Consider the following 17,979-nt stretch of genomic DNA (forward strand, 5'->3'; position numbering starts at 1 on the left):
CCACTGGACGCATAATAAGAGTCCGGCGGACTGATATCGTGGATGTGGCCCATCAGACAGTCGGAGAGGAGACGCCGTGGCGTCCGCACCTGAACCCGCGAACTTTCAGCGGGCCCGCAGGCCGGAGCAACGCGAGGTCCGTCGTCAGGCGATCCTCGATGCGGCACAAGAGCTTCTGGCACAACAGCCGGCGTCGGAAATCAGCCTGCGCGAGATCGCCCGGCAGCTGGGCGGTTCGAAGTCCGGGATCGTGCGGTACTACGAGACCCGCGAAGCGCTCTTCCTGGAGCTGCTGCACCGCGCCCGGCACGAGTGGCTCGACGAGCTGGAACGCCGGCTTCCCGCGCCCCGGCCCGTACCGTCCGATGTGGACGCGCTGGTGACCCGGATCGCCGACACGTGGGCCGGGTCATTGGCCGAACACCGGGTGTTGTGCGAGCTGTGGAGCATGCTGGCCGCGGTCCTGGAGCGCAACGTGTCGCCGGCGGTCATCCGCGACTTCAAACTCGGCAACCGCGAGCACCTGCTCCGCCTCGCCCACCTGATCGCCGAGCGCTTGCCCGGCCTCGACGACGCGGCCGCCCTCGAACTCGTCAACACCTCGGTTGTGGTCACCGCCGGCCTCTGGCCGTTCGCGAACCCCGGCCCCGCCGTGGTCGAGGCGACCGATGATCCGCGCCTGACCTCCGCGCGCGTCGACTTCGCGGATACCTTCAGCCGCAGCCTGCGGGTACTGATCACCGGCCTGCTCCAGCTGGGCCCAGCCTGATCCCACGGGCGGTGGCCGTCAAGGACTCCTTACCTACCTTCAAGGTAGGCAAGGAGTCCTTGACGGCTAACGAGAACCGGGATCGGCACCGCCCGCGGTCACAGCCTTGAGTTCGTCCAGGGATTCCCGCAGCAGCAACGACAATTCGCGTTCCTCGCCGTCGGCGATCCAACGCGCGAAGGCGACTTTGAAGACGGCGACCCCCGCCTCGGCGGCCAGGCTCGCGGCCGGCTCCGCGACACCGTGCTGACGCAGGGTGTCGGCGAGCGCGGCCGCGTTCGCGGCGAGCTTGATCAGGTCGCTCCCGAAGCTCGGCGTTCGCCATGATCACGGCATGCCGAGCCCGCACGAAGTCGCGCTGGGGAGCGAGCATCTCGGAGATCGCGGCAAGGCCCGCCCCCAACGCGTCGATCGGCGCCGCGGACTCGGCCGCTTCGGCGACCACTCGGACGAACAGCTCCTGAAACTCGCCGGAGGTGGCGAACAGCACCTCGCGCTTGTCGGCGTAGTGACGGAAGAAGGCCCGCTCCGTGAGCCCGGCGCTACTGGCGATCTCCGCCACGGTCGTCTGCTCGTACCCGCGCTCGCTGTAGAGCGCCAGCGCCGCTGCCTCCAGGCGCTCGCGCGCGTTCGGCTCCCATCTGGCCATGCGCAGATCGTCCGTGATGACAGCCACGACATCGACAGCAAGGTTTCTCATGCGCATCTTCGTGACCGGCGCGTCCGGCTTCATCGGCTCCGCCGTCGTTCCCGAGCTCTTGGACGCGGGGCACCAGGTCGTCGGGCTCGCCCGGTCGGACAGCTCCGCCGCCGCGCTCACCGCCGCCGGCGTCGAGGTCGTCCGCGGCAGCATCGACGTCCTGCGGGACGCGGCCGGGCTCCGTCGAGGCCGATCGCCGTGCTGCGGACACCTTCGGTGACGCACTCGCAGGCACCGGCCGCCCGTTCGTCCTCGCTTCCGGCCTGATCGGCCTCCCGACCTGCCACGGCGAGGGAGACCCCGCCTGGGTGGCGGGCTTGATCGCCACGGCTCGCGCCAAGGGCGTCTCCAGCTACGTCGGCGACGGCGCCCGGCACTGGCCGGCAGTCCGCCGCCTCGACCTCGCCCGGGTGTTCCGCCTGGCCGTCGAGAAGGCACCGGCCGGATCGGTGCTGCACGGCATCGCGGAAGAGGGCGTCGCGATGCGCGGCATCGCCGAGGTGATCGGCCGCCACCTCGACGTGCCGGTGACCTCCGTGCCTCCCGAGCCCCAGCCCGAGCACCCCACCTGGCAAGCCGCCTACGCCACCTTCGACATGGTGGTGTCGAGCGCCCTGACCCGCGAACTGCCGGGCTGGCAACCGATCCACCCCGGCCTCCTCGAAGACCTCGGCCAGGGCCACTACTTCGCCGCCCCCGTCACCGCCTGACCCGGCCGCTCAGGCATACATCCGGCGCAGGGCGTCCATCCCGCTCTTCAGAACCTCCTGATCGGAGGCGTGCGCCAGCTCGTGGGCGGGGCGTCCGGCGTTGAAGCCGATCAGGAACGGCTTCCCGAAGACCTTGTGGCCGTTGACCCACCAATCCCAGCGCCCCGGATGGTCGTGATCGAAGTACTCGATGACATCGGCGTCGCGGTCCCAGAACACCTCGGGGAATTCCAGCCACAGCTTGTCCATCAGCCCGGCACCCACGGCGTCGATCGCCTGCTGCTTGGCCGGGGGCAGCGGCGGGTCGAAGGTGATCGACTTGGCTTTGAGCACCCCGATCGGGACCGTGACCACGACGTGGCCCGCCTGGACGGTCTCCCCGGAAGCGAGGGTGAGCGTGACGCCGTCCGGGCGGTGCGCCACGGTGGTCACGACCGCGCCGGTGCGGACGGCGACGTTGCCGCGCAGGTGGGCCAGCAGCTTGTCGTAGCCGTCCGGCAGCAGCAGGTCGTTGCCCCGCATGGGGCGGCCTTCTTCGTCGGCGCTGACCGCGATCTGGTCGATGTCGGCCGCGTATTCCTGCGAATAGACCACGTTGGCCGCGTAGCTCAGGTCCGGCGTCAGCGGGTTGGGGAACACCGACGACATCGGGGTGGCGTCCGGATTCTCGACCGTGGCCAGCTTTTCCTGATAGCGGGCCAGCTCCTTGAACGCGGCCTCGTCGCGCCCGGCGACGTTGTCGTCGTCCCAGTTGTAGCGACGCCCGCCGGTCGCGTCCAGCAGGTCGGTCATCGGATTGCGCCGGTAGCCGTGGATCCAGCCCGCGCCCATCTCGGCGGGCGTTTCGCCGAGACGGGCGGTCCAGGTCCGGCCACCCACGCGGTCGCGGCCTTCCAGCACGGTCACGGCCACACCGCGGTCGGCCAGCGCGCGGGCGCAGGCGATCCCGGAGAACCCGGACCCGACGACCACAACGGAATCCCCCGCGCCGGCGGTGATCTCGCGCGCGGCGCGCTGGCCGCTCTCCAACGCGCCATGTGTGGTGGCCGGCGCTTCCGCGGAGGTGGCCTCGCCGGCGAAGTGCAGCCGGCCGACGGGTTCGGCCAGCAGCGGGCGCACCCGCGTGCCCAGCTCGTTCGGCGCGAGGTACGAGTAGGAGCACAACGCGAACGGGTCGGTCGACCACGACGTCCTCAGGAACCGGACCGGATCGGGAATCGCCCCGCCTCGCGGCGGCACGTTCCCCGCGCTCGCCGAGCAGGCCGTCCCCGTGGTCCACAACGCCGCCAGCGCCAGACCGTTGGTCAGGATCCGCCGGCGGCTGTGCTCGCTCCCCATGCCGCTCACCCTCGCTTCTCGTTCGCGTCTCTACTGAGACAATATCATCTCAATTGACGTGATTATGTCCAGAGGTGGCCGACCTGACACAATCCTGCGTCTGACGAGACCGGCATCGAGGAGCTGAGCGTGCGGACGGACCGGACCGAGGTACTGACGGCGGTCGCGCCGATCCTGGCCAAGGACCGGTCGGCGTCCATGCAGGTCATCGCCGACCGCGCCGGGGTCAGCCGGGCCACGCTGACCCGGCTGTTCCCGACCAGGCAGGCCCTGATCGGCGCCGCGGCCGAGAAGATCCTCGACGACTGCGCCCGCGCGCTCGACCAGATCCCGGACAAGGCGTCCGCCGACGAAGCCTTCGGCGCGCTCGTCCGCGACCACGTGGCGTTCGCCCAGCTGTGGAACGTCGTCTACATCGAAGCCGACTCGCTCGGCGCACCCGGCCTGTCCGACCGCGCCGACACGGTCTTCGATCGCATCGTGGGCATCTTCGGCCGCGGCCAGCGGGACGGCTTCTTCCGCGAGGACCTGCCGGCGACCTGGCTTGCCGCCACCTTCTGCGGGCTGGCCGAAACCGCGTGGGAACTCGTCCTCGAAGAGTGGATGGGCGCGCGCCAGGCACCCGCCTTCCTCGAAACCATGCTGCTGCGCGGCGGCAAGGCCTGAACGGGGCCGGTCCCGGTTGATACCGGCAGGGCATCACAGGAACGGGAACAGGTCTTGGACCTGACGTGCCCAGCTCCGGCACAGTCGAAACCGGCAGGACGTCCGCCGTAGCGATTCCCTTTCCCGTTCGAGGAGACACCCATGCGTCATGACATCGAGTTCGACGCCGAAGGCGCTTTGCTGCGCGGCTGGTTCTACGAGGCCGAGGGGGTGAACGGCCCCGCTCCCTGCGTGGTCATGGCCCATGGCTGGACCTCGACGAAGCGCATGTTCCTCGACCGGTTCGCGGAGGTGTTCGCCGCCGCCGGGCTCTCCGTTCTCGTCTTCGACAACCGCGGCTGGGGCGAATCCGGGACAGCGCCGGGAAAACCGCGTCACGAGATCGACCCGTGGGAGCAGATCAGGGACTACCAGCACGCGATCACCTGCGCACAGAACCGATCCGAGGTCGATCCGGACCGGATCGGCGTGTGGGGCACGAGCTTCTCGGCCGCGCACGCGTACGTGGTCGCCGCCATCGACCGCCGGGTCAAGGCGGTCAGCGGGCAAGCGCCCTTCGTCAGCGGACGGGCGACGTACGCGAACCTCGTCCGGGTCGACAATCACGTCGTCGGCCCGGAGCAGTTCACCGCGGACCGCCGGGCCCGTGCCCTGGGTGAGCCGGCCGCGACCATACCGGTCATCGGCAACGACCCCGGCGAACTGGTCGGGCTGCCGACACCGGACTCCCACGAGTGGTTCACCCACGCGCGCAAGGAGCTCGACCCCGGCTGGCCGAACGAGGTGACGCTGCGCAGCCTGGACCTCATGTACGGCTACGAGCCGGCGAAGTACCTGCCCGGCATCACCCCGACCCCGCTGTTGATGATCGTCGGCAGCGAGGACGGGCTCACCGGCGGAAACCTGGCGGCCTCGGCCTACCGGACGGCGTCCGAGCCGAAGAAGATCGTGTTCCTGCCCGGTGGGCACTTCGACGCCTACACCGGCGCCGGTTTCACCACGGCTTCCCAGGCCGCCCGCGACTGGTTCCTGGAGCACCTCACCGCGCGATGACCGGTTCGGCTCCGTCCTGGCAGCACGTCGAGGATGCGGTAGGGTGACCACGTCGGCGCCTTCACCGGATCTGCCCGGTGACCCATCTTGGCTGCGGTGCTCCAGTTTCCGCCCGCATCGGCCGCGCTCCCCGCACATCAAAGCAGTGAGCACCTCGACGTCCCCAGCAAACGAACGGAGCAAAAACCCATGAGTACCACCAGAATCACCGACGGCAGCGAACGAGCGGTCCTCGAGAACACGCTCGATCGCAACCGCGAGGCCCTGATCGAGACCGCACGCGGCCTCTCCGAAGCCGACGCCCGCCGCCGGCTCGTCGCGTCACTGACCACACCGATCTCCTTGATCAAGCACGCCGCGGCCGCCGAACGGATCTGGTTCCAGCGATTCTGGGCGGGCCTCGACGAATCCGAATGCGACGGATACTCGAAGCGCGACGAGGGCACCTTCACCGTCACCGACGACGAGTCCTTGGCCGACGTGATCGCCGAGTTCGAACGCGCCAGCCGGCGATCGCGGGAGATCGCCGCCCGCTTCACCCTGGACGACACCAAGGACTTCCCCCGTGAAGGCATGGTCAGCATGCGATGGACCCTGCTCGCCATGATCCAGGAATTCGCCCGGCACGCCGGCCACGGCGACATCCTTCGCGAACAGATCACTGATGGCCCGGCCTCCTGACCGACGCCTCAGAAACGGTTCATGAGCTGGTCCCGGATCACCTCGTAGGAGGACGGGTCGATGCTGAAATCTCCGCGAAAGGAGTTGTCCATGGTCGCGATCAAGAAGATCACCACGCCGATCAGGGACGCGAATATCCCGGAGAACAGAACGTGGGAGGCGAGCTTGATCCCGGTGGGAGTGACGATGAGGAGCAGGTTGACCAGCGCGCCGAGGATGAGGGTCCACCACAATGCGCCGGGCAGGCTGGTGCTCACCGCGGTGAGGCGTTGCCGGTGGTACTCGACGAAACTGGAGAACTGGGTCAACGTCTCGTTGTGCAGCGCCACCTTGCCGGTCGACGGCGGATCGTAGGAGGACAGCAGGCCGTACATCGCGGTGATCCGGTCCACGCCACCGCCGGGTACCTCGCCGCGCTGCTGTTGCGGCCAGGCCTCGTTGACCACGTAATGCACGTACTCCTTGATATCGCCCTGCAGCTGGCCGCGCAGTGGTTGCGGATAGGAGGAAGCGTCACGGTAGAGCCCGCCGAGCGCGTTCGCCTCGTTGTCCACGATCTTCTGGTTGTCGCTGTAGGTGGTGTACGTCGCGACCGCGATCAATCCGAGCAAGAGGCCGTACAGTAGGCCTGCTCCGGCTGATACGAGGTCCACCATGTGATTGTGCCGTTCTTCGCTGCTCTCGCCGCCCTCGCGAGCCCACCGGATCATCACCGGCCGCAACATGAACAGAAACGCCCAGCACAGCCCGACCGAAACGGCGACGAGCAGGACGCAGAGCAGCCAGTTCGGCAGATCGTAAATCCAGAGGAACATGACTGTTCTTTTTACGCCTGACGTACCGCAGTTGGATACCGGCTGTCGGGGCGAACCCGGAACTCGAACCGGTGGCGCGAGCCCCGCACCGAACACCCTCCGTGTGTCCGGCGCGGGTGTTGTCAGGGTCTAAGAGGATCCTTACGGGCTCGTTGACTGAAGCAGGCGAACACGGCCAGCGCCGCGCTCGCGGCGAGGAGAACGATGATGGTGGGGTTCACAAAGGACGGCACCAGGTCGAAATTCGCGTTGCACCGCTTGCTCAGCGGGAAGTAGCTCTCCCCGGCGAAGGCCGGATCCCAGATCTCGCCGTGCTGCAGGCCGCAAGTCTCCTCGATGTCCCAGGCGAACATCTTCCAGCCGCCCCAGGCGTACACGACCGCCGCGGCGGCCAGGCCGCACACCGCGGCGTCAGCACACCAACGCACTCGTTTGGTGAAGCTTCGCCTGCGGAAGCAGGCAACGCACACGGCGACCAGCGCCCCCATCAGCAGCACAACCGGAATGACGAACAAATTCGGCCCTTTCCCCCACGCCCCGCCGCTACCGTCCCCATACTCAATAGGCGGTTCCGAAGCTTACCTATGATTCGTCGGAAATGCCGCTCATCGGCCGTTTTGTAATGATCCTCAGAGCCAGCCGGCTTCTTGCGCGACGCGGATGGCTTCGACTCTGTTGCGGGCGCCGAGTTTGTGCAGGATGCGGGTCATGTGGTTGCGGGCGGTGCCGACGGCCATGTGCAGTTCGCGGCTGATGTCCTTGGCGGTCTTCCCGGCGGCGACCCGGTGCAGCACGGCCTGTTCGCGTTCGGTCAGCGGGTTGCGCCCGCCTCGCATGGCCGTGGCCAGCAGCGTCGGTGAGATCACCAGGCCGCCTTGGTCGACCTGGCGGATCGCGCTGATCAGGGTGTCGACGGAGACGCCCTTGGGCAGGAATCCCCGCACCCCGGCGTCCAGCGCCTCGCGGACCACCCCGGGCCGGTCGAGCGCGCTGAGCACCAGGATCCGGGTGTCCGCGGCGGTGAGCTTGATCTGCCTGGCCAAGGTCAGCCCGTCGACGCCGGGGAGGTCGATGTCGAGCACCACGACGTCCGGGGTGCGGCTCCGCAACAGGGTGAGGACCTCGTCGCCGCGTTCGGCCTCGCCGACGACGTCGAGGTCGTCCTCCAGCGCGAGCAGCGCGGTCAACGCGTCGCGCAGCACCCGCATGTCCTCGGCCACCAGGACCCTGATCGGCTGCCGGGTCATCGGTGTTGCCCGTCGGGTATCTCGACCGCGAGCCGGAACCGGCCGCCGGCGGCCGGTCCGAACCGGACGGTCCCGCCGAGCTTGGTCACCCGCTCGGTGATGCCGGTGAGGCCGCAGCCCGCTTCCCGGGCCCGGTCGCGGACGCCGTCGTTCTCGACCAGCAGCCGGAAGACCCCGTCCCGGAGTTCGGCGTTGAGCACGCAGGTGCGCGCGGAGCTGTGCTTGAGCACGTTCGTGATCCCTTCGCGCAGTGCCCACGCCGCGGCCCGCGCGGTCGGTTCGGCCGGGTCCGCGCCGGCGCTCACCCGGCACCGCACGCCCGCCGACTCCAGCAGCGCGGTCCCGGTGGTCAGCTCGTCCTCGAAGACCGGCTGCCAGGAACCGCGGGCGACCCGGCGGACGTCGGCCAGGGACTCCTCGGTCATCTGCTGGACGGCTCGCAGCTCCCCGGCGGCCCGGCCGGGCGCGGCCGTCATCAGCCGGGCGGCGAGTTCGGCGCGCAGGCCGATCGCGGTGAGCTGCTGGCCGAGGGTGTCGTGCAGGTCCCGGGAGACCCTCGTGCGTTCCTGGACCACGGCGAAGCCGGCCAGCTGGTCCTGCGCCCGGCGCAGGGCGATGGCGAACTCCCCCATCCGCACGACCGTGTAGATCACGGCGCCGATCATCAGGTTGTGCAGCAGCAGCCCCAGCATCGACAACCACGGCAGCTGCCAGTTCAGCACGACGCCCACGGCGATGGTGACGCCGGCCAGCGGCCAGGAGTACGGCGCGGGCACCGTGACCAGGATCGTGCAGCCGAGCAAGAGCATCAGGATCGTGGTGCCGACCCCGTGTTGCGAGGCGACGGTGACGGCGAGCTGGACCGCGAGCACCGCCACGGTCCACCGCCACGACGGCAGGCCCCGGCGCAGACGTCGCAGCGATGCCCAGACCAGGATCACCAGCGGGATCACCAGGAACGGCAGGATGTGGGTGACGGGGTCGAGATGGGCCGCCAGCTCGGGAGATTCCTGGCGCAGTGAGAACCGCCACGCCAGCAGGCTCAGCGGAAAACCGACCTCGACGGCGGCCACGAAGTAGCCGGCCCGTTCGACAGTCCGCAAATACCCGCCCCTCCTGTGGATTTCATGACCGTCGATGAGGACTGACACCCACCGTCCCGCTGACGCCGATCCGCGATTTTGAGACCGACGGCACATCGGCGGAACCGGGAATGCCGCGGGATGTGCTACCCCGCTTTTCCCTCGCGCGCCGGAATCCGGCACGACCCCCTTTGCGGAGGGCAGCACATCCCGCAACAACGACCATTCTCACCAGCCCGGCCGGCCTCCGACAGTGCAAAACGTCACGGAAAGCTGCCCCTCGACGCCTCGGGCTGCCTAACGCTACCGAGACTGCGATTGCTGCTTGATGTCGTCCACGAACGCCGACACGCGGGTGTAGACGCCGGGCTTGCCCGCCTTCGCGCAACCGTCGCCGAACGAGATGATGCCGATGAGCGTGTCGCCCACCATCAGGGGGCCGCCCGAGTCGCCCTGGCAGGCGTCGGTGCCGCCCTGCGGGTACCCGGCGCAGGTCATGATGTCCGGGTTGTAGGTGCCGTAGCTCGACGCGCAGGAGTCGCCGACGATCGGGACCACGGCCTTGCGCAGGACATCCGAACGGGTGCCGCCCTCCTCGACCCGGCCCCAGCCCAGCACGGTCGCCTTGGTGCCCTTGCTGTACAGATCGCTGTCACTGTCATCGGCAAGCTTGGCCGGGCGATAAGGCAACTGGCCGCGCACGGTCAGCACCGCGAGGTCGTCGCCTTTGGTGTAGTCGGTGTAATTGGGGTTCACCCAGGCCTTCGTCACGCGAAACTCGGCACCGTCGTTCGTGCGTTTGTCCTCGCGCCCGGTCACGACCCTGGCCTCGGTGGCCTTCACGGCGAGCGCGCAGTGAGCCGCCGTCGCCACCGCCGAGGAACTGACGATCACCGCACCGCAGTACTGGCCACCTTCCTTGTCCACCAGGTACGCCGCGTAGGGGTAGTCGGCCAGCGACGCCTGGTTGCCGCCGATGATGCGCGGCTGGGCCACGGCCGTGCCCACCAATGCGGAAGTGAGTGCGGTGACCGCGAACAGCACGGCGGATACGGCCAAAACCGGGCGGCGGGACATGGTGGGCATGAGTTCCCCTCTTTTTGCGACGTAACGGAAAGCAGGAACGTCGAAGATAGGGCTCCGACGCGTGACACAAACCGACCCAGCCACTTTAAGCCACGACGAGGAACCTCGATGTCACCAAAACGGGTGCCTTCATCACTCCGGCTGTACCGACAACGGAAAACGTTCCTGGGGTCCCCAGCGGATTTCACGCGCTGCAGCCGGGGGTAGTTGTCCTTGTAGTACAGCGTGTGCCACGGCAAGCCCGAGGTGTTTTGTGCCGGATCGGCGAGGTCGGCGTACATCTCGCGGTAGAAACACCGGAGCCAGTCGAGGTTCGTTGTGTCCTGAGTGGACAATGGCGGCTCAGGCCAGGTCACCGAGTAGGTCACCTTGAAGATCGAGTCCCGTTGGGGAAGCGCGGTCGCGGCCGGATCCACGGCGTTGACCTCGCCGCCGTAGGCGCCCAGCCACCATCACCGGGCCGAACGTGAAATCGATGCCGCTGCGGGCCGTCACTGAACCGCTGAGGTCCGGGTCGATGAATGCTCCCGAGATGGTTTCCATGTGGTGGGCGATAGCCATTTCGGGAGCCTCGCGTACGGTCGGCACGAGCCGGACGATCGCCGGGCCGTCCAGATCGCGGAAGATGTTCTCGTGGGCGTTGACGAGTACAGACCGGGTCATGAGTTCCAGGCCGCGTGGGGTGCAGAGGCTCTGCCCGCGGGCCTGCCCGGTGGTGCCGCTGGTGGAGAACCGCTTGACCTGCCCCACTTCCGGGAAGAAGTACAGCAGGTCCGTCTTGAAGGCGGTATCCGGTATTCCGACCCGATCGCGGCACAGCCGCCGGCACCGGGCGACCGGCGGGCAGTTCACCCGCGCGAGTTCCTTCGGGCGTTCCGCGATGGAGTCCGTATCACCGGTGGCATCGGCGACCAGCCTCCCGATGTCGTCGTACCGTTCGCCGACGAACCGATCGCGATAACCGATCTTGGTCATCGAATCCCTCCTTCCGGTGGTCAAGTCGGCTCTTTGCACAGATCGAGCACGCTCGCGCGACTCCGTTGCCGGCAGGGCCGAGGTTACTTGTGAAGACCCGGAAAAGCGCGCAGTCATCCGCGAGATCCACGCGAGGCCAGCCGTGCGACACTCGAAGGCCCTGCAGCTCCACGGACTTTCCCGACGATCCTGCAGCAGCGACAGTGGCTGCAGGTCGAGTTCCTCGATTGAATCGTGCAGAGATGCAATCGGCGAAGTAGTTTCCTACCGTATCATGCTCTATTCTTCTTGTAATTCTCGCTCATGCCTGCATATCCCGGAACCGTTGTACTGATGTGGGCGGCTGTGCGCCTTGGCGCATCGGGTGGTGATCCGGACTTCGGCGCCGATGACGACCGGTCCGAGTGCCGGAGTTGCCGACCGTTGCCCAGCGAGCAGTGGCCGGGCGGCGTCACGGGCAGTAGTGCCTGCGTGCAGACCTGCCCGCAGAGCCGGATGATCGCCGCGGACGTGACCACCGGCGGTTTGCCTGACCATTCCCGGCCGGGGCCGGACTCCTGGACGCGTCGCCGGGCTTGGTGAGATGGGAAATGGTTTGCGTGGTCCCGATTCCGGCGAGTGGCAGACGCTGTGGCCCCCGCTTTCCGAGCCAGGAAAGACGCGGTCCGCGAATCCGTTTGATGCTCATGTCCGTACCTCGGCCGAAGCCGGGCGGGGCCCGCATTCGGCGGCTGTCAGCATGACCCGGAGACGAAGATCGGCCGCGGTGGCGAAGTAGCCTCGGACTATCCCCACCTTGACCCCGGCGACGGCCGCGACCTCGTCAAGGTCGGCATCCGATCGATTCTCGTAGACATCACGTGCTGTTTCCAGAATGTATGAGAGCATGACGCGTCCACCTCTCGGCGAAGTAGCCGGCAGATAATCTTGAAAACGATGAAGCGATACTTGCGTGAAAGCGCCGGTTTAAACCGCCGACGCTGGCGTCAGGTAAATGCCTACGACCACCTAGCCGAACGATAAGGTCGCGCCTTCGGCCACGTCAAGTGTTAAGTCGATCACCGCGTGCCACAACCGCTTCTCGTCGACACGCCTTGTTTCGGCCGGCCCCGAAGTCCGTGCCCGACGATCAGGAGCGCCGTCAACCTAACGCGGACGTGGCCCGGCCAGCACATCCGTCGGGCGAAGGGCCCGGGCAAACGGGGGCCCTTCACCCGCTCCGGTCAGTAAAAGGGGCAGACCCCGGCGCGATCAACGCAGCTCTGGGTCACTCTCTGTTAAATTCGCGGGCGAGTCCAGTGTCCGGGCCGGGATCCCGTTGTCGTGTGTGAGAAGGGCCGAGCGTGTCGAATCCGTTGGTTGCCGATAAGAAGGTTTCGACGTCGGCTATTTCGGGGATCTCGATTCTCGAGGCCGGCCAGGGCTGAAGGAGGGGATCGAATCCGGGGACTGGGCCTCGACCGCGATGGGGGCGGTCAGGGTCGACATGGAGGCGCTGGCGGTGGTGGCGGACCTGTTCGGCGCGATCCTGGCCGCGGGCGTGGGCTGGCTGATCGAGCACGTCGGGCCGTTGAAGGAGGCGCTGGACAAGCTGGCCGGCGACCCGAATCAGATCACCGCGCATGCGGGGTGCAGCATGGCCGTCACCGCGCACGACGGCCTGGTCGGCGGAACATCCCCGAGTGCGCGGGAAGCACACCTTCCGCGAGCACGTGGACACCGAATTCAGCGGATCATCCCCGCGGGCGCGGGGAGCACATGGGTTCTACCTCCGGTTGAGTGGGTGGAACTGGATCATCCCTGCGGGCGCGGGGAGCACACTTCTTGACCTGGGACTTTACGTGCCACCCTACCGGTTTGCTTCACTTTCCTCGCACTCACGGCGCATCCAACATTCATCGGGCAGGACCTCTGCCTCGTTGAAGTCACCAATGACCAGCCGCATCTACCGGCGCGTTCTCAGGTCGCACCACCGCCACGAGACTCCGCGACGTCACCGCGCCGACCCGAAGCTGCTTCCGCAGAGTCTCCGCAGAAATGGGTCGCCGGTACTGTCGCCAATGTTCAGCATCCGCCCGACGAGCGCGCTCCACGAGTTCCTCGTCAAGGCCCGCGGCCTCGCCAGTCGCTACTCCCACCCGCCCGTCTCCCTCCAGGCCTGCCAGTTCCGCTGCGTCCTGCCCCAAGCTGTCACACACCAGTTCCACAGACGAAGACCCGGGGCGGCGGCCCCGACCCTAGATCGGTGCTCGCGGCGCTCAACGCCCGAAGGAGGCCGGGGCCCGCTTCGCAAACCCCGATAAGCAGGAGTGGGCCGACCGATTCGAACGCGGCCTTCCCCCACTGACCAGCGAAAACCGAATCGGCGACGTTCAACAGCAGGGTCACCACGCTCGCCGCTAACAGCAAACGTCGCGCCGGCCGCAGCACCTCCTCGCTGGCCCCGGACAGCGCCAGGTGCCGCGTACCGACGAGCAACCCCAGCACCGTCAGGTCAACAGCTGGCGCCACCAGCGGCGCCACGAACGCCGGCACTTGTAGCTTCAACGCCAGGTTGAGGACGTTCCCAAACCCAAACAGGAATGTCAGCCCGATGACCAGCCCCATCGTGACCGTGACAAACCGGGCAACTGTCTGCGAGTTGGCGCTCATGACGGGCTCCTACCCGGGCCCGGCAGCTCGAAGCTCGCCTCGACCACCAACGTTCCGACGAAAAGTCCCTGGTCAGACCCGTTCCCATCCTTGTGGTGCCCTGCCAAGGATTCGAACCTGCGACACGCTCGCACCGTTGAAACACGCGAGATCATCGGGCATCACTGCCCTTGCGGCGGCGTCGGGCGATCCAGACGTTCGCCGAAAGCTGTAGTTCGCGGGGAGCCCGGCCTCGTGCGGATGCTGTACGTGCCCCCGAACCGGCACAGAGCGCGACGACCTGCCCGAACGGGTGCCGCACCAGGTCAAGTGTCGGAACCCAGTCACCTTGGGGCCGATTCCGGAATCTCCATTCCACAACACGCGATCCGGGTACCACCGTCCGAGCGGGGCGCCGGTAGACAACCAGCGTACCCACAGGCCAACGAAGACCAACTCCTCATGCCCGGCGATACGCTGCGCCAGTGGATTCTCGGCCGCCGCAGCGGCGGTCCCCGTTAGTCCCATCTGAGCGACGAGACTAACGGGGACCATAAGCGCTAGTTCAGTCGAACTGTATGGTAAATCTGTCGTCCGGATCTTTTAACACGTCTTCTTCCATAACTCTGATCATCAGTTCAGCTATCTTGTTGAATAGCTCCACGCCGAGCGCACCCTTGCTCGCTTCGGAGTCCTTCCAGATTAGCTCAACCGGCCGTTCAACGTTACGATAAAGGAAATCCCACAGGGCGTCGAGATTACCTCCGTAGTATGGGCCAAAATTCAACTTCTCAGAAAGCTGTTTATGCAGGTCTTTTTCGACATCTATTTGCGACCCGTCAATATTGACGCGCAATGACTTACTTCCAATTCGGTAGTTGATAGAAGAGTTTATAGTGGTCGAATGTAACATAGGCCAGACCGTCACTGGAGTACACGAGGCGCCATCCTGGCTGCTTGGCCCTGGACATCGCAGGGCTGACCCCCACATCCGCTTCCCACCACGTGGGACCAGGAGCGGGGGCAGCAGGTTGTTCGAGTTCTGATATACATCCCCGCCGATTTGCCCGTTGGGAATGTGATTGCCAAGCGCTTCTCCTGGCTTCCAGCCAGCCGCCTCCGCCTGCGCCTTCGTGAAGAAATTTGACGGGAGTTTTCCGAGATTTCGAAGGCTATCCATCAATTGGTTGGCAGCCTCTGCGACCGTCGGTGCGCCACCTAGGAGAATACAGGTCGAGTTGCGTACAAGTACTGGCACCTCGCCCGCGAATACATAGTAGGTGTGCAGTCCGCCGTCGCGATCACGTGCCGCGAGCCGCCGGCGAGAAGTACGCCAGCGCAGCGTCGTTTAGGAACCCCGCCGACAGAGAGGACTTCCAGCCAAGCCTGCGCGCGTCCATCGCGGCATGCAAAATTGCTTGTGCCGCAGGGTCCGCTGTTAGATAGCGTTCGACCTGAGCTGGGCCACCCGCCAGGTATTGGGTGACGTGGCCTTCCTCAGCGTTGGCTTCGGCTTCCGCGAGCCGAGGATCACGTTCAGCCGCCTCGGCAAGTAGGCGTAGTTCGACCTCGGCGAAGGTCTCTGGTACCGGAATGAAGTGTCCAGTAACAAGTTTGCGCACCTGTGGCCGAGTATCGTTTGTAATCTCTGCCGGAGCGAGCCGAAGGCGATACTCGTGCCACAACGTGCCCAGCACCAGAACCGGAGCCCGGTCAAGATTCTGGAGTGCCTCGATGAGCCACGAGGCGATCGCTTCGTCACGCCGTACGTCGTCGGTATACAGGTATCGATGCAACTCATTGAGCCACAGCACCGTACGCGGGCCAACTGTGGGGAGCTCCGCCAGCAACTCATCCGCAGATGTCGGGTGCCACAACCGCCACGGTTCAGGTAGGCGCTGAACCTGTTCCCAGGCCGAGCGCGTCTTGCCGGTTGAAGAATTTCCCAACAGCACGGCAAGGCCACTCTCGCCAGCCAGTGCCCGATCGATGACCTTTTCAAAATCACCGTCATGTTGGCGCCGGACATATAAGAGTGCCTCCGGAACGCGCCCAGCCACTGCTTGCTCACTACCTCGCTGCGAGACGTCGTCGAGTTCGAGCTGTGTCTCCGGCGAACGGTCATGTGAGTCCGCATAGACGGCCGGCTCGGACTGATCGGCCTTACGCGCGGCTTGCGAGCGATTCGTCAAGCCGATCGCTTGCAGGAGGCCGGGGCCGATTTCAGCCCGTCCTATGAGCAGCAAAGGCCCGACTGTATCAAATGCAGCCTTGCCCCACTGATTCGCAAAGACGGGATCAGCGGCGTTCAAAGCAAGCGTCGCCGCGCTGGCCGCGAGCAGCAGACGCCGTGCTGGCTGCACCACGTGACCCGGTGAGCCGTTGAGGGCAAGGTGCCGTGTTCTCACCAGTAACCCCAGGACCGTCAGGTCGACCGCCAGAGCCACGAGCGGAGCGACGTAAGGGGGACTCCGATCCGCAGCGCCAACGCTAGGACGTTCCCGAAACCGAACAGGAGGTCAGACCGATGACGATGCCCATCGCCGTCGTCACGAACCTGGCCATGCCCGACGAGAGGTCGTAGGGGCCCTCGATGACCAGCGTGCCGGTCGGGTGGGGCTGATCGGGGTGATGACGGTCTGCGTGGTGCCCCCGACGGGGTTCGAACCCGCACTGGGTCGATTTTAAGTCGACTGCCTCTGCCAGTTGGGCTACGGGGGCACCGCACACCTTAGCGGTGCCCGAAAGCCCGCCATCAGACGTGCCGGGGGGTAACGAAAAAGCCGGGCCGCCGCAGGAAACGCGGCAGCCCGGCCAGCACCGGCGCCAAAGCGCCGGCGGAGAGACTCAGCCCTTGGAAACCCGGTCGAACTCTTCCTTCGGGTTGTTGATCTGCCCGAGCGAGATGACCTCGCGGCGGAAGAGGCCGCCCAGCATCCAGTCGAAGAGGATGCGGGTCTTGCGGTTCCACGTGGGCATCGCCTTGAGGTGGTAGGCGCGGTGGAACAGCCAGGCCGGGAAGCCCTTGATCTTGAGGTTCAGCGCGTCGGCGACGCCCTTGTGCAGGCCGAGGCTGGCGACGGCGCCGAGGTTCTTGTGGTAGTAGTCCTTCGGCTGGCCGCCGCGGATCACCCGGATGATGTTCTTGGCCAGCACGCGCGCCTGGCGCACCGCGTGCTGCGCGTTCGGCGGGCAGGTGGCCGTCGGGTCCTGCTCGGTGCGGGAGAGGTCCGGCACGGCGGCGTTGTCGCCCGCGGTCCACACGTCCGGGTGACCGACGACCTGCAGCCCGGCGGTGGCCTCGAGCCGGCCGCGCTTGTCCAGCGGCAGGTCCGAGTCGCCGAGCACCGGGTTGGCCTTCACGCCGGCCGTCCAGATGATCGTCTCGGTGTCGAACTCGGTGCCGTCCGAGAGCACCACGTGACCGTTCTCGAACGACTTCGCCGCGGTCGACAGGTACACCTCGATGCCGCGCTTCTCCAGCTGCTGCACGGTGTACACGCCCAGGGTCTCGCGGACCTCGGGCAGGATCCGCCCGGCGGCCTCGACGAGCACCCAGCGGATGTCGTCGGGCTTGATGTTCGGGTAGTAGTTCTCCACCGCGAACCGGGTCATGTCCTCGAGCTCGGCCAGCGCCTCGATGCCGGCGAAGCCGCCGCCCACCACGGTGAACGTGAGCAGGCGCTTGCGCAGCTCGGGGTCGAGCGTGCTGGCCGCCTCGTCGAGCTTGGTCATGATGTGGTTACGCAGGTAGATGGCCTCGCCGATGGTCTTGAAGGCGATGCCCTGCTCCACCAGGCCCGGGATCGGGAGGATGCGCGCGACGGCACCGAGGGCGACCACGAGCACGTCGTACTTCAGCGCCTCGATGTGGCCGTCGGCGGCCTCGACCGTGACGGACTTGCGGTCGTTCTCGATCTTGGTGACCCGCGCCGTGAGCACGTGGCAGCGCTTCAGCACGCGGCGCAGCGGCACGACCACGTGCCGCGGCTCGATCGCGCCCGCCGCCGCCTCGGGCAGGAACGGGGCGTAGGTCATGTGCGGCTGGGGGTCAACGACGGTCACGGAGGCCTCGTTGGCGCGCAGCATCTTCTGAAGCCCGTACGCGGTGTACAGGCCGACGTATCCACCACCCAGGACCAGGATCCGAGTCGGTTCCGACTTCGCAGCAGCCATGCTCATATAGTCCCACCTCCCAGCCGGTGTCGCTCGGGTACCCCGCCCCG

At 66.7% G+C, this 17,979-nt stretch carries 19 protein-coding genes, 1 tRNA gene and 1 pseudogene; 7 read left to right on the top strand and 14 right to left on the bottom strand.

What is annotated here, in order from left to right; all coding sequences use genetic code 11:
- Positions 1 to 76 precede the first annotated feature (76 nt).
- A complete protein-coding gene (locus tag OG943_RS30270; RefSeq protein ID WP_328604327.1) occupies positions 77 to 769 on the top strand; it encodes a TetR/AcrR family transcriptional regulator in 693 nt (230 codons plus the stop codon).
- On the opposite strand, the gene OG943_RS30275 is transcribed toward OG943_RS30270, so the two are convergent.
- Positions 738 to 1,502, bottom strand: a complete 765-nt coding sequence (locus tag OG943_RS30275) for a TetR/AcrR family transcriptional regulator (RefSeq protein WP_328604328.1) — start codon at positions 1,500 to 1,502, stop codon at positions 738 to 740. The genes OG943_RS30270 and OG943_RS30275 overlap by 32 nt on opposite strands.
- Here OG943_RS30275 and OG943_RS48490 point away from each other — a divergent pair.
- Both OG943_RS48490 and OG943_RS48495 read left to right on the top strand, forming a co-directional pair.
- Positions 1,468 to 1,689, top strand: a complete 222-nt coding sequence (locus tag OG943_RS48490; RefSeq protein ID WP_442874584.1) for an NAD-dependent epimerase/dehydratase family protein — start codon at positions 1,468 to 1,470, stop codon at positions 1,687 to 1,689. The genes OG943_RS30275 and OG943_RS48490 overlap by 35 nt on opposite strands.
- An 88-nt stretch (positions 1,690 to 1,777) precedes the next feature.
- Positions 1,778 to 2,179, top strand: coding sequence for a hypothetical protein (locus tag OG943_RS48495; protein ID WP_442874585.1), 402 nt, complete (start codon positions 1,778 to 1,780; stop codon positions 2,177 to 2,179).
- 9 nt (positions 2,180 to 2,188) lie between these two features.
- Here the strand turns inward: OG943_RS48495 and OG943_RS30285 are convergent, their stop codons facing one another.
- On the bottom strand, positions 2,189 to 3,517 hold the full coding sequence (locus OG943_RS30285) for a flavin monoamine oxidase family protein (protein ID WP_328604329.1): 1,329 nt from the start codon (positions 3,515 to 3,517) through the stop codon (positions 2,189 to 2,191).
- A gap of 129 nt (positions 3,518 to 3,646) precedes the next feature.
- On the opposite strand from OG943_RS30285, the gene OG943_RS30290 reads away from it, so the two are divergent.
- The 3 genes from OG943_RS30290 (at position 3,647) to OG943_RS30300 (ending at position 5,917) form a co-directional block, all read left to right on the top strand.
- Positions 3,647 to 4,183, top strand: coding sequence for a TetR/AcrR family transcriptional regulator (locus OG943_RS30290; protein ID WP_328604330.1), 537 nt, complete (start codon positions 3,647 to 3,649; stop codon positions 4,181 to 4,183).
- Positions 4,184 to 4,324: 141 nt separating this feature from the next.
- Positions 4,325 to 5,236 (top strand): alpha/beta hydrolase, encoded by a 912-nt coding sequence (locus OG943_RS30295; protein WP_328604331.1) that lies wholly within the window; start codon positions 4,325 to 4,327, stop codon positions 5,234 to 5,236.
- A gap of 189 nt (positions 5,237 to 5,425) precedes the next feature.
- Entirely contained in the window at positions 5,426 to 5,917 is a 492-nt protein-coding gene (locus OG943_RS30300) for a DinB family protein (protein ID WP_328612189.1), read from the top strand.
- Between the two features lie 8 nt (positions 5,918 to 5,925).
- Here the strand turns inward: OG943_RS30300 and OG943_RS30305 are convergent, their stop codons facing one another.
- From OG943_RS30305 to OG943_RS30335, 7 genes and pseudogenes are all read right to left on the bottom strand, one after another.
- The gene (locus OG943_RS30305) at positions 5,926 to 6,732 is read right to left on the bottom strand and encodes a bestrophin-like domain (protein ID WP_328604332.1); all 807 of its coding nucleotides are present in this window, start codon (positions 6,730 to 6,732) and stop codon (positions 5,926 to 5,928) included.
- Positions 6,733 to 6,854: 122 nt separating this feature from the next.
- The gene (locus OG943_RS30310; RefSeq protein ID WP_328604333.1) at positions 6,855 to 7,247 is read right to left on the bottom strand and encodes a hypothetical protein; all 393 of its coding nucleotides are present in this window, start codon (positions 7,245 to 7,247) and stop codon (positions 6,855 to 6,857) included.
- A gap of 114 nt (positions 7,248 to 7,361) precedes the next feature.
- Complete coding sequence (locus tag OG943_RS30315) at positions 7,362 to 7,979, bottom strand: response regulator transcription factor (RefSeq protein WP_328604334.1); 618 nt, start codon at positions 7,977 to 7,979, stop codon at positions 7,362 to 7,364.
- Complete coding sequence (locus OG943_RS30320; RefSeq protein WP_328604335.1) at positions 7,976 to 9,082, bottom strand: sensor histidine kinase; 1,107 nt, start codon at positions 9,080 to 9,082, stop codon at positions 7,976 to 7,978. The genes OG943_RS30315 and OG943_RS30320 overlap by 4 nt, the downstream gene beginning before the upstream one ends.
- 282 nt (positions 9,083 to 9,364) lie before the next feature.
- Positions 9,365 to 10,147, bottom strand: coding sequence for a S1 family peptidase (locus tag OG943_RS30325; protein ID WP_328604336.1), 783 nt, complete (start codon positions 10,145 to 10,147; stop codon positions 9,365 to 9,367).
- Between the two features lie 158 nt (positions 10,148 to 10,305).
- A pseudogene (locus tag OG943_RS30330) lies at positions 10,306 to 10,428 on the bottom strand (BBE domain-containing protein); the annotation flags it as partial.
- 61 nt (positions 10,429 to 10,489) lie between these two features.
- Positions 10,490 to 11,122: a hypothetical protein gene (locus tag OG943_RS30335; RefSeq protein ID WP_328604337.1), complete on the bottom strand. Its 633-nt coding sequence runs from the start codon at positions 11,120 to 11,122 to the stop codon at positions 10,490 to 10,492.
- 1,486 nt (positions 11,123 to 12,608) lie between these two features.
- Here OG943_RS30335 and OG943_RS30340 point away from each other — a divergent pair.
- Positions 12,609 to 12,950, top strand: coding sequence for a hypothetical protein (locus tag OG943_RS30340; RefSeq protein ID WP_328604338.1), 342 nt, complete (start codon positions 12,609 to 12,611; stop codon positions 12,948 to 12,950).
- A 362-nt stretch (positions 12,951 to 13,312) separates the two neighbouring features.
- Here OG943_RS30340 and OG943_RS30345 read toward each other — a convergent pair whose 3' ends face one another.
- The 5 genes from OG943_RS30345 to OG943_RS30365 form a co-directional block, all read right to left on the bottom strand.
- Positions 13,313 to 13,774, bottom strand: coding sequence for a hypothetical protein (locus tag OG943_RS30345; RefSeq protein WP_328604339.1), 462 nt, complete (start codon positions 13,772 to 13,774; stop codon positions 13,313 to 13,315).
- 544 nt (positions 13,775 to 14,318) lie between these two features.
- Positions 14,319 to 15,011, bottom strand: coding sequence for a barstar family protein (locus OG943_RS30350; RefSeq protein WP_328604340.1), 693 nt, complete (start codon positions 15,009 to 15,011; stop codon positions 14,319 to 14,321).
- A 43-nt stretch (positions 15,012 to 15,054) separates the two neighbouring features.
- The gene (locus tag OG943_RS30355) at positions 15,055 to 16,200 is read right to left on the bottom strand and encodes a hypothetical protein (protein ID WP_328604341.1); all 1,146 of its coding nucleotides are present in this window, start codon (positions 16,198 to 16,200) and stop codon (positions 15,055 to 15,057) included.
- A gap of 197 nt (positions 16,201 to 16,397) precedes the next feature.
- Positions 16,398 to 16,474, bottom strand: a tRNA-Leu gene (locus OG943_RS30360).
- Positions 16,475 to 16,600: 126 nt separating this feature from the next.
- Positions 16,601 to 17,929 carry an NAD(P)/FAD-dependent oxidoreductase gene (locus OG943_RS30365; RefSeq protein ID WP_328612190.1) on the bottom strand — a complete coding sequence of 443 codons (1,329 nt, stop codon included), beginning with the start codon at positions 17,927 to 17,929 and terminating at the stop codon, positions 16,601 to 16,603.
- Between the last annotated feature and the right edge of the window lie 50 nt (positions 17,930 to 17,979).

The organism is Amycolatopsis sp. NBC_00345, assembly GCF_036116635.1.
GTDB lineage: Bacteria > Actinomycetota > Actinomycetes > Mycobacteriales > Pseudonocardiaceae > Amycolatopsis.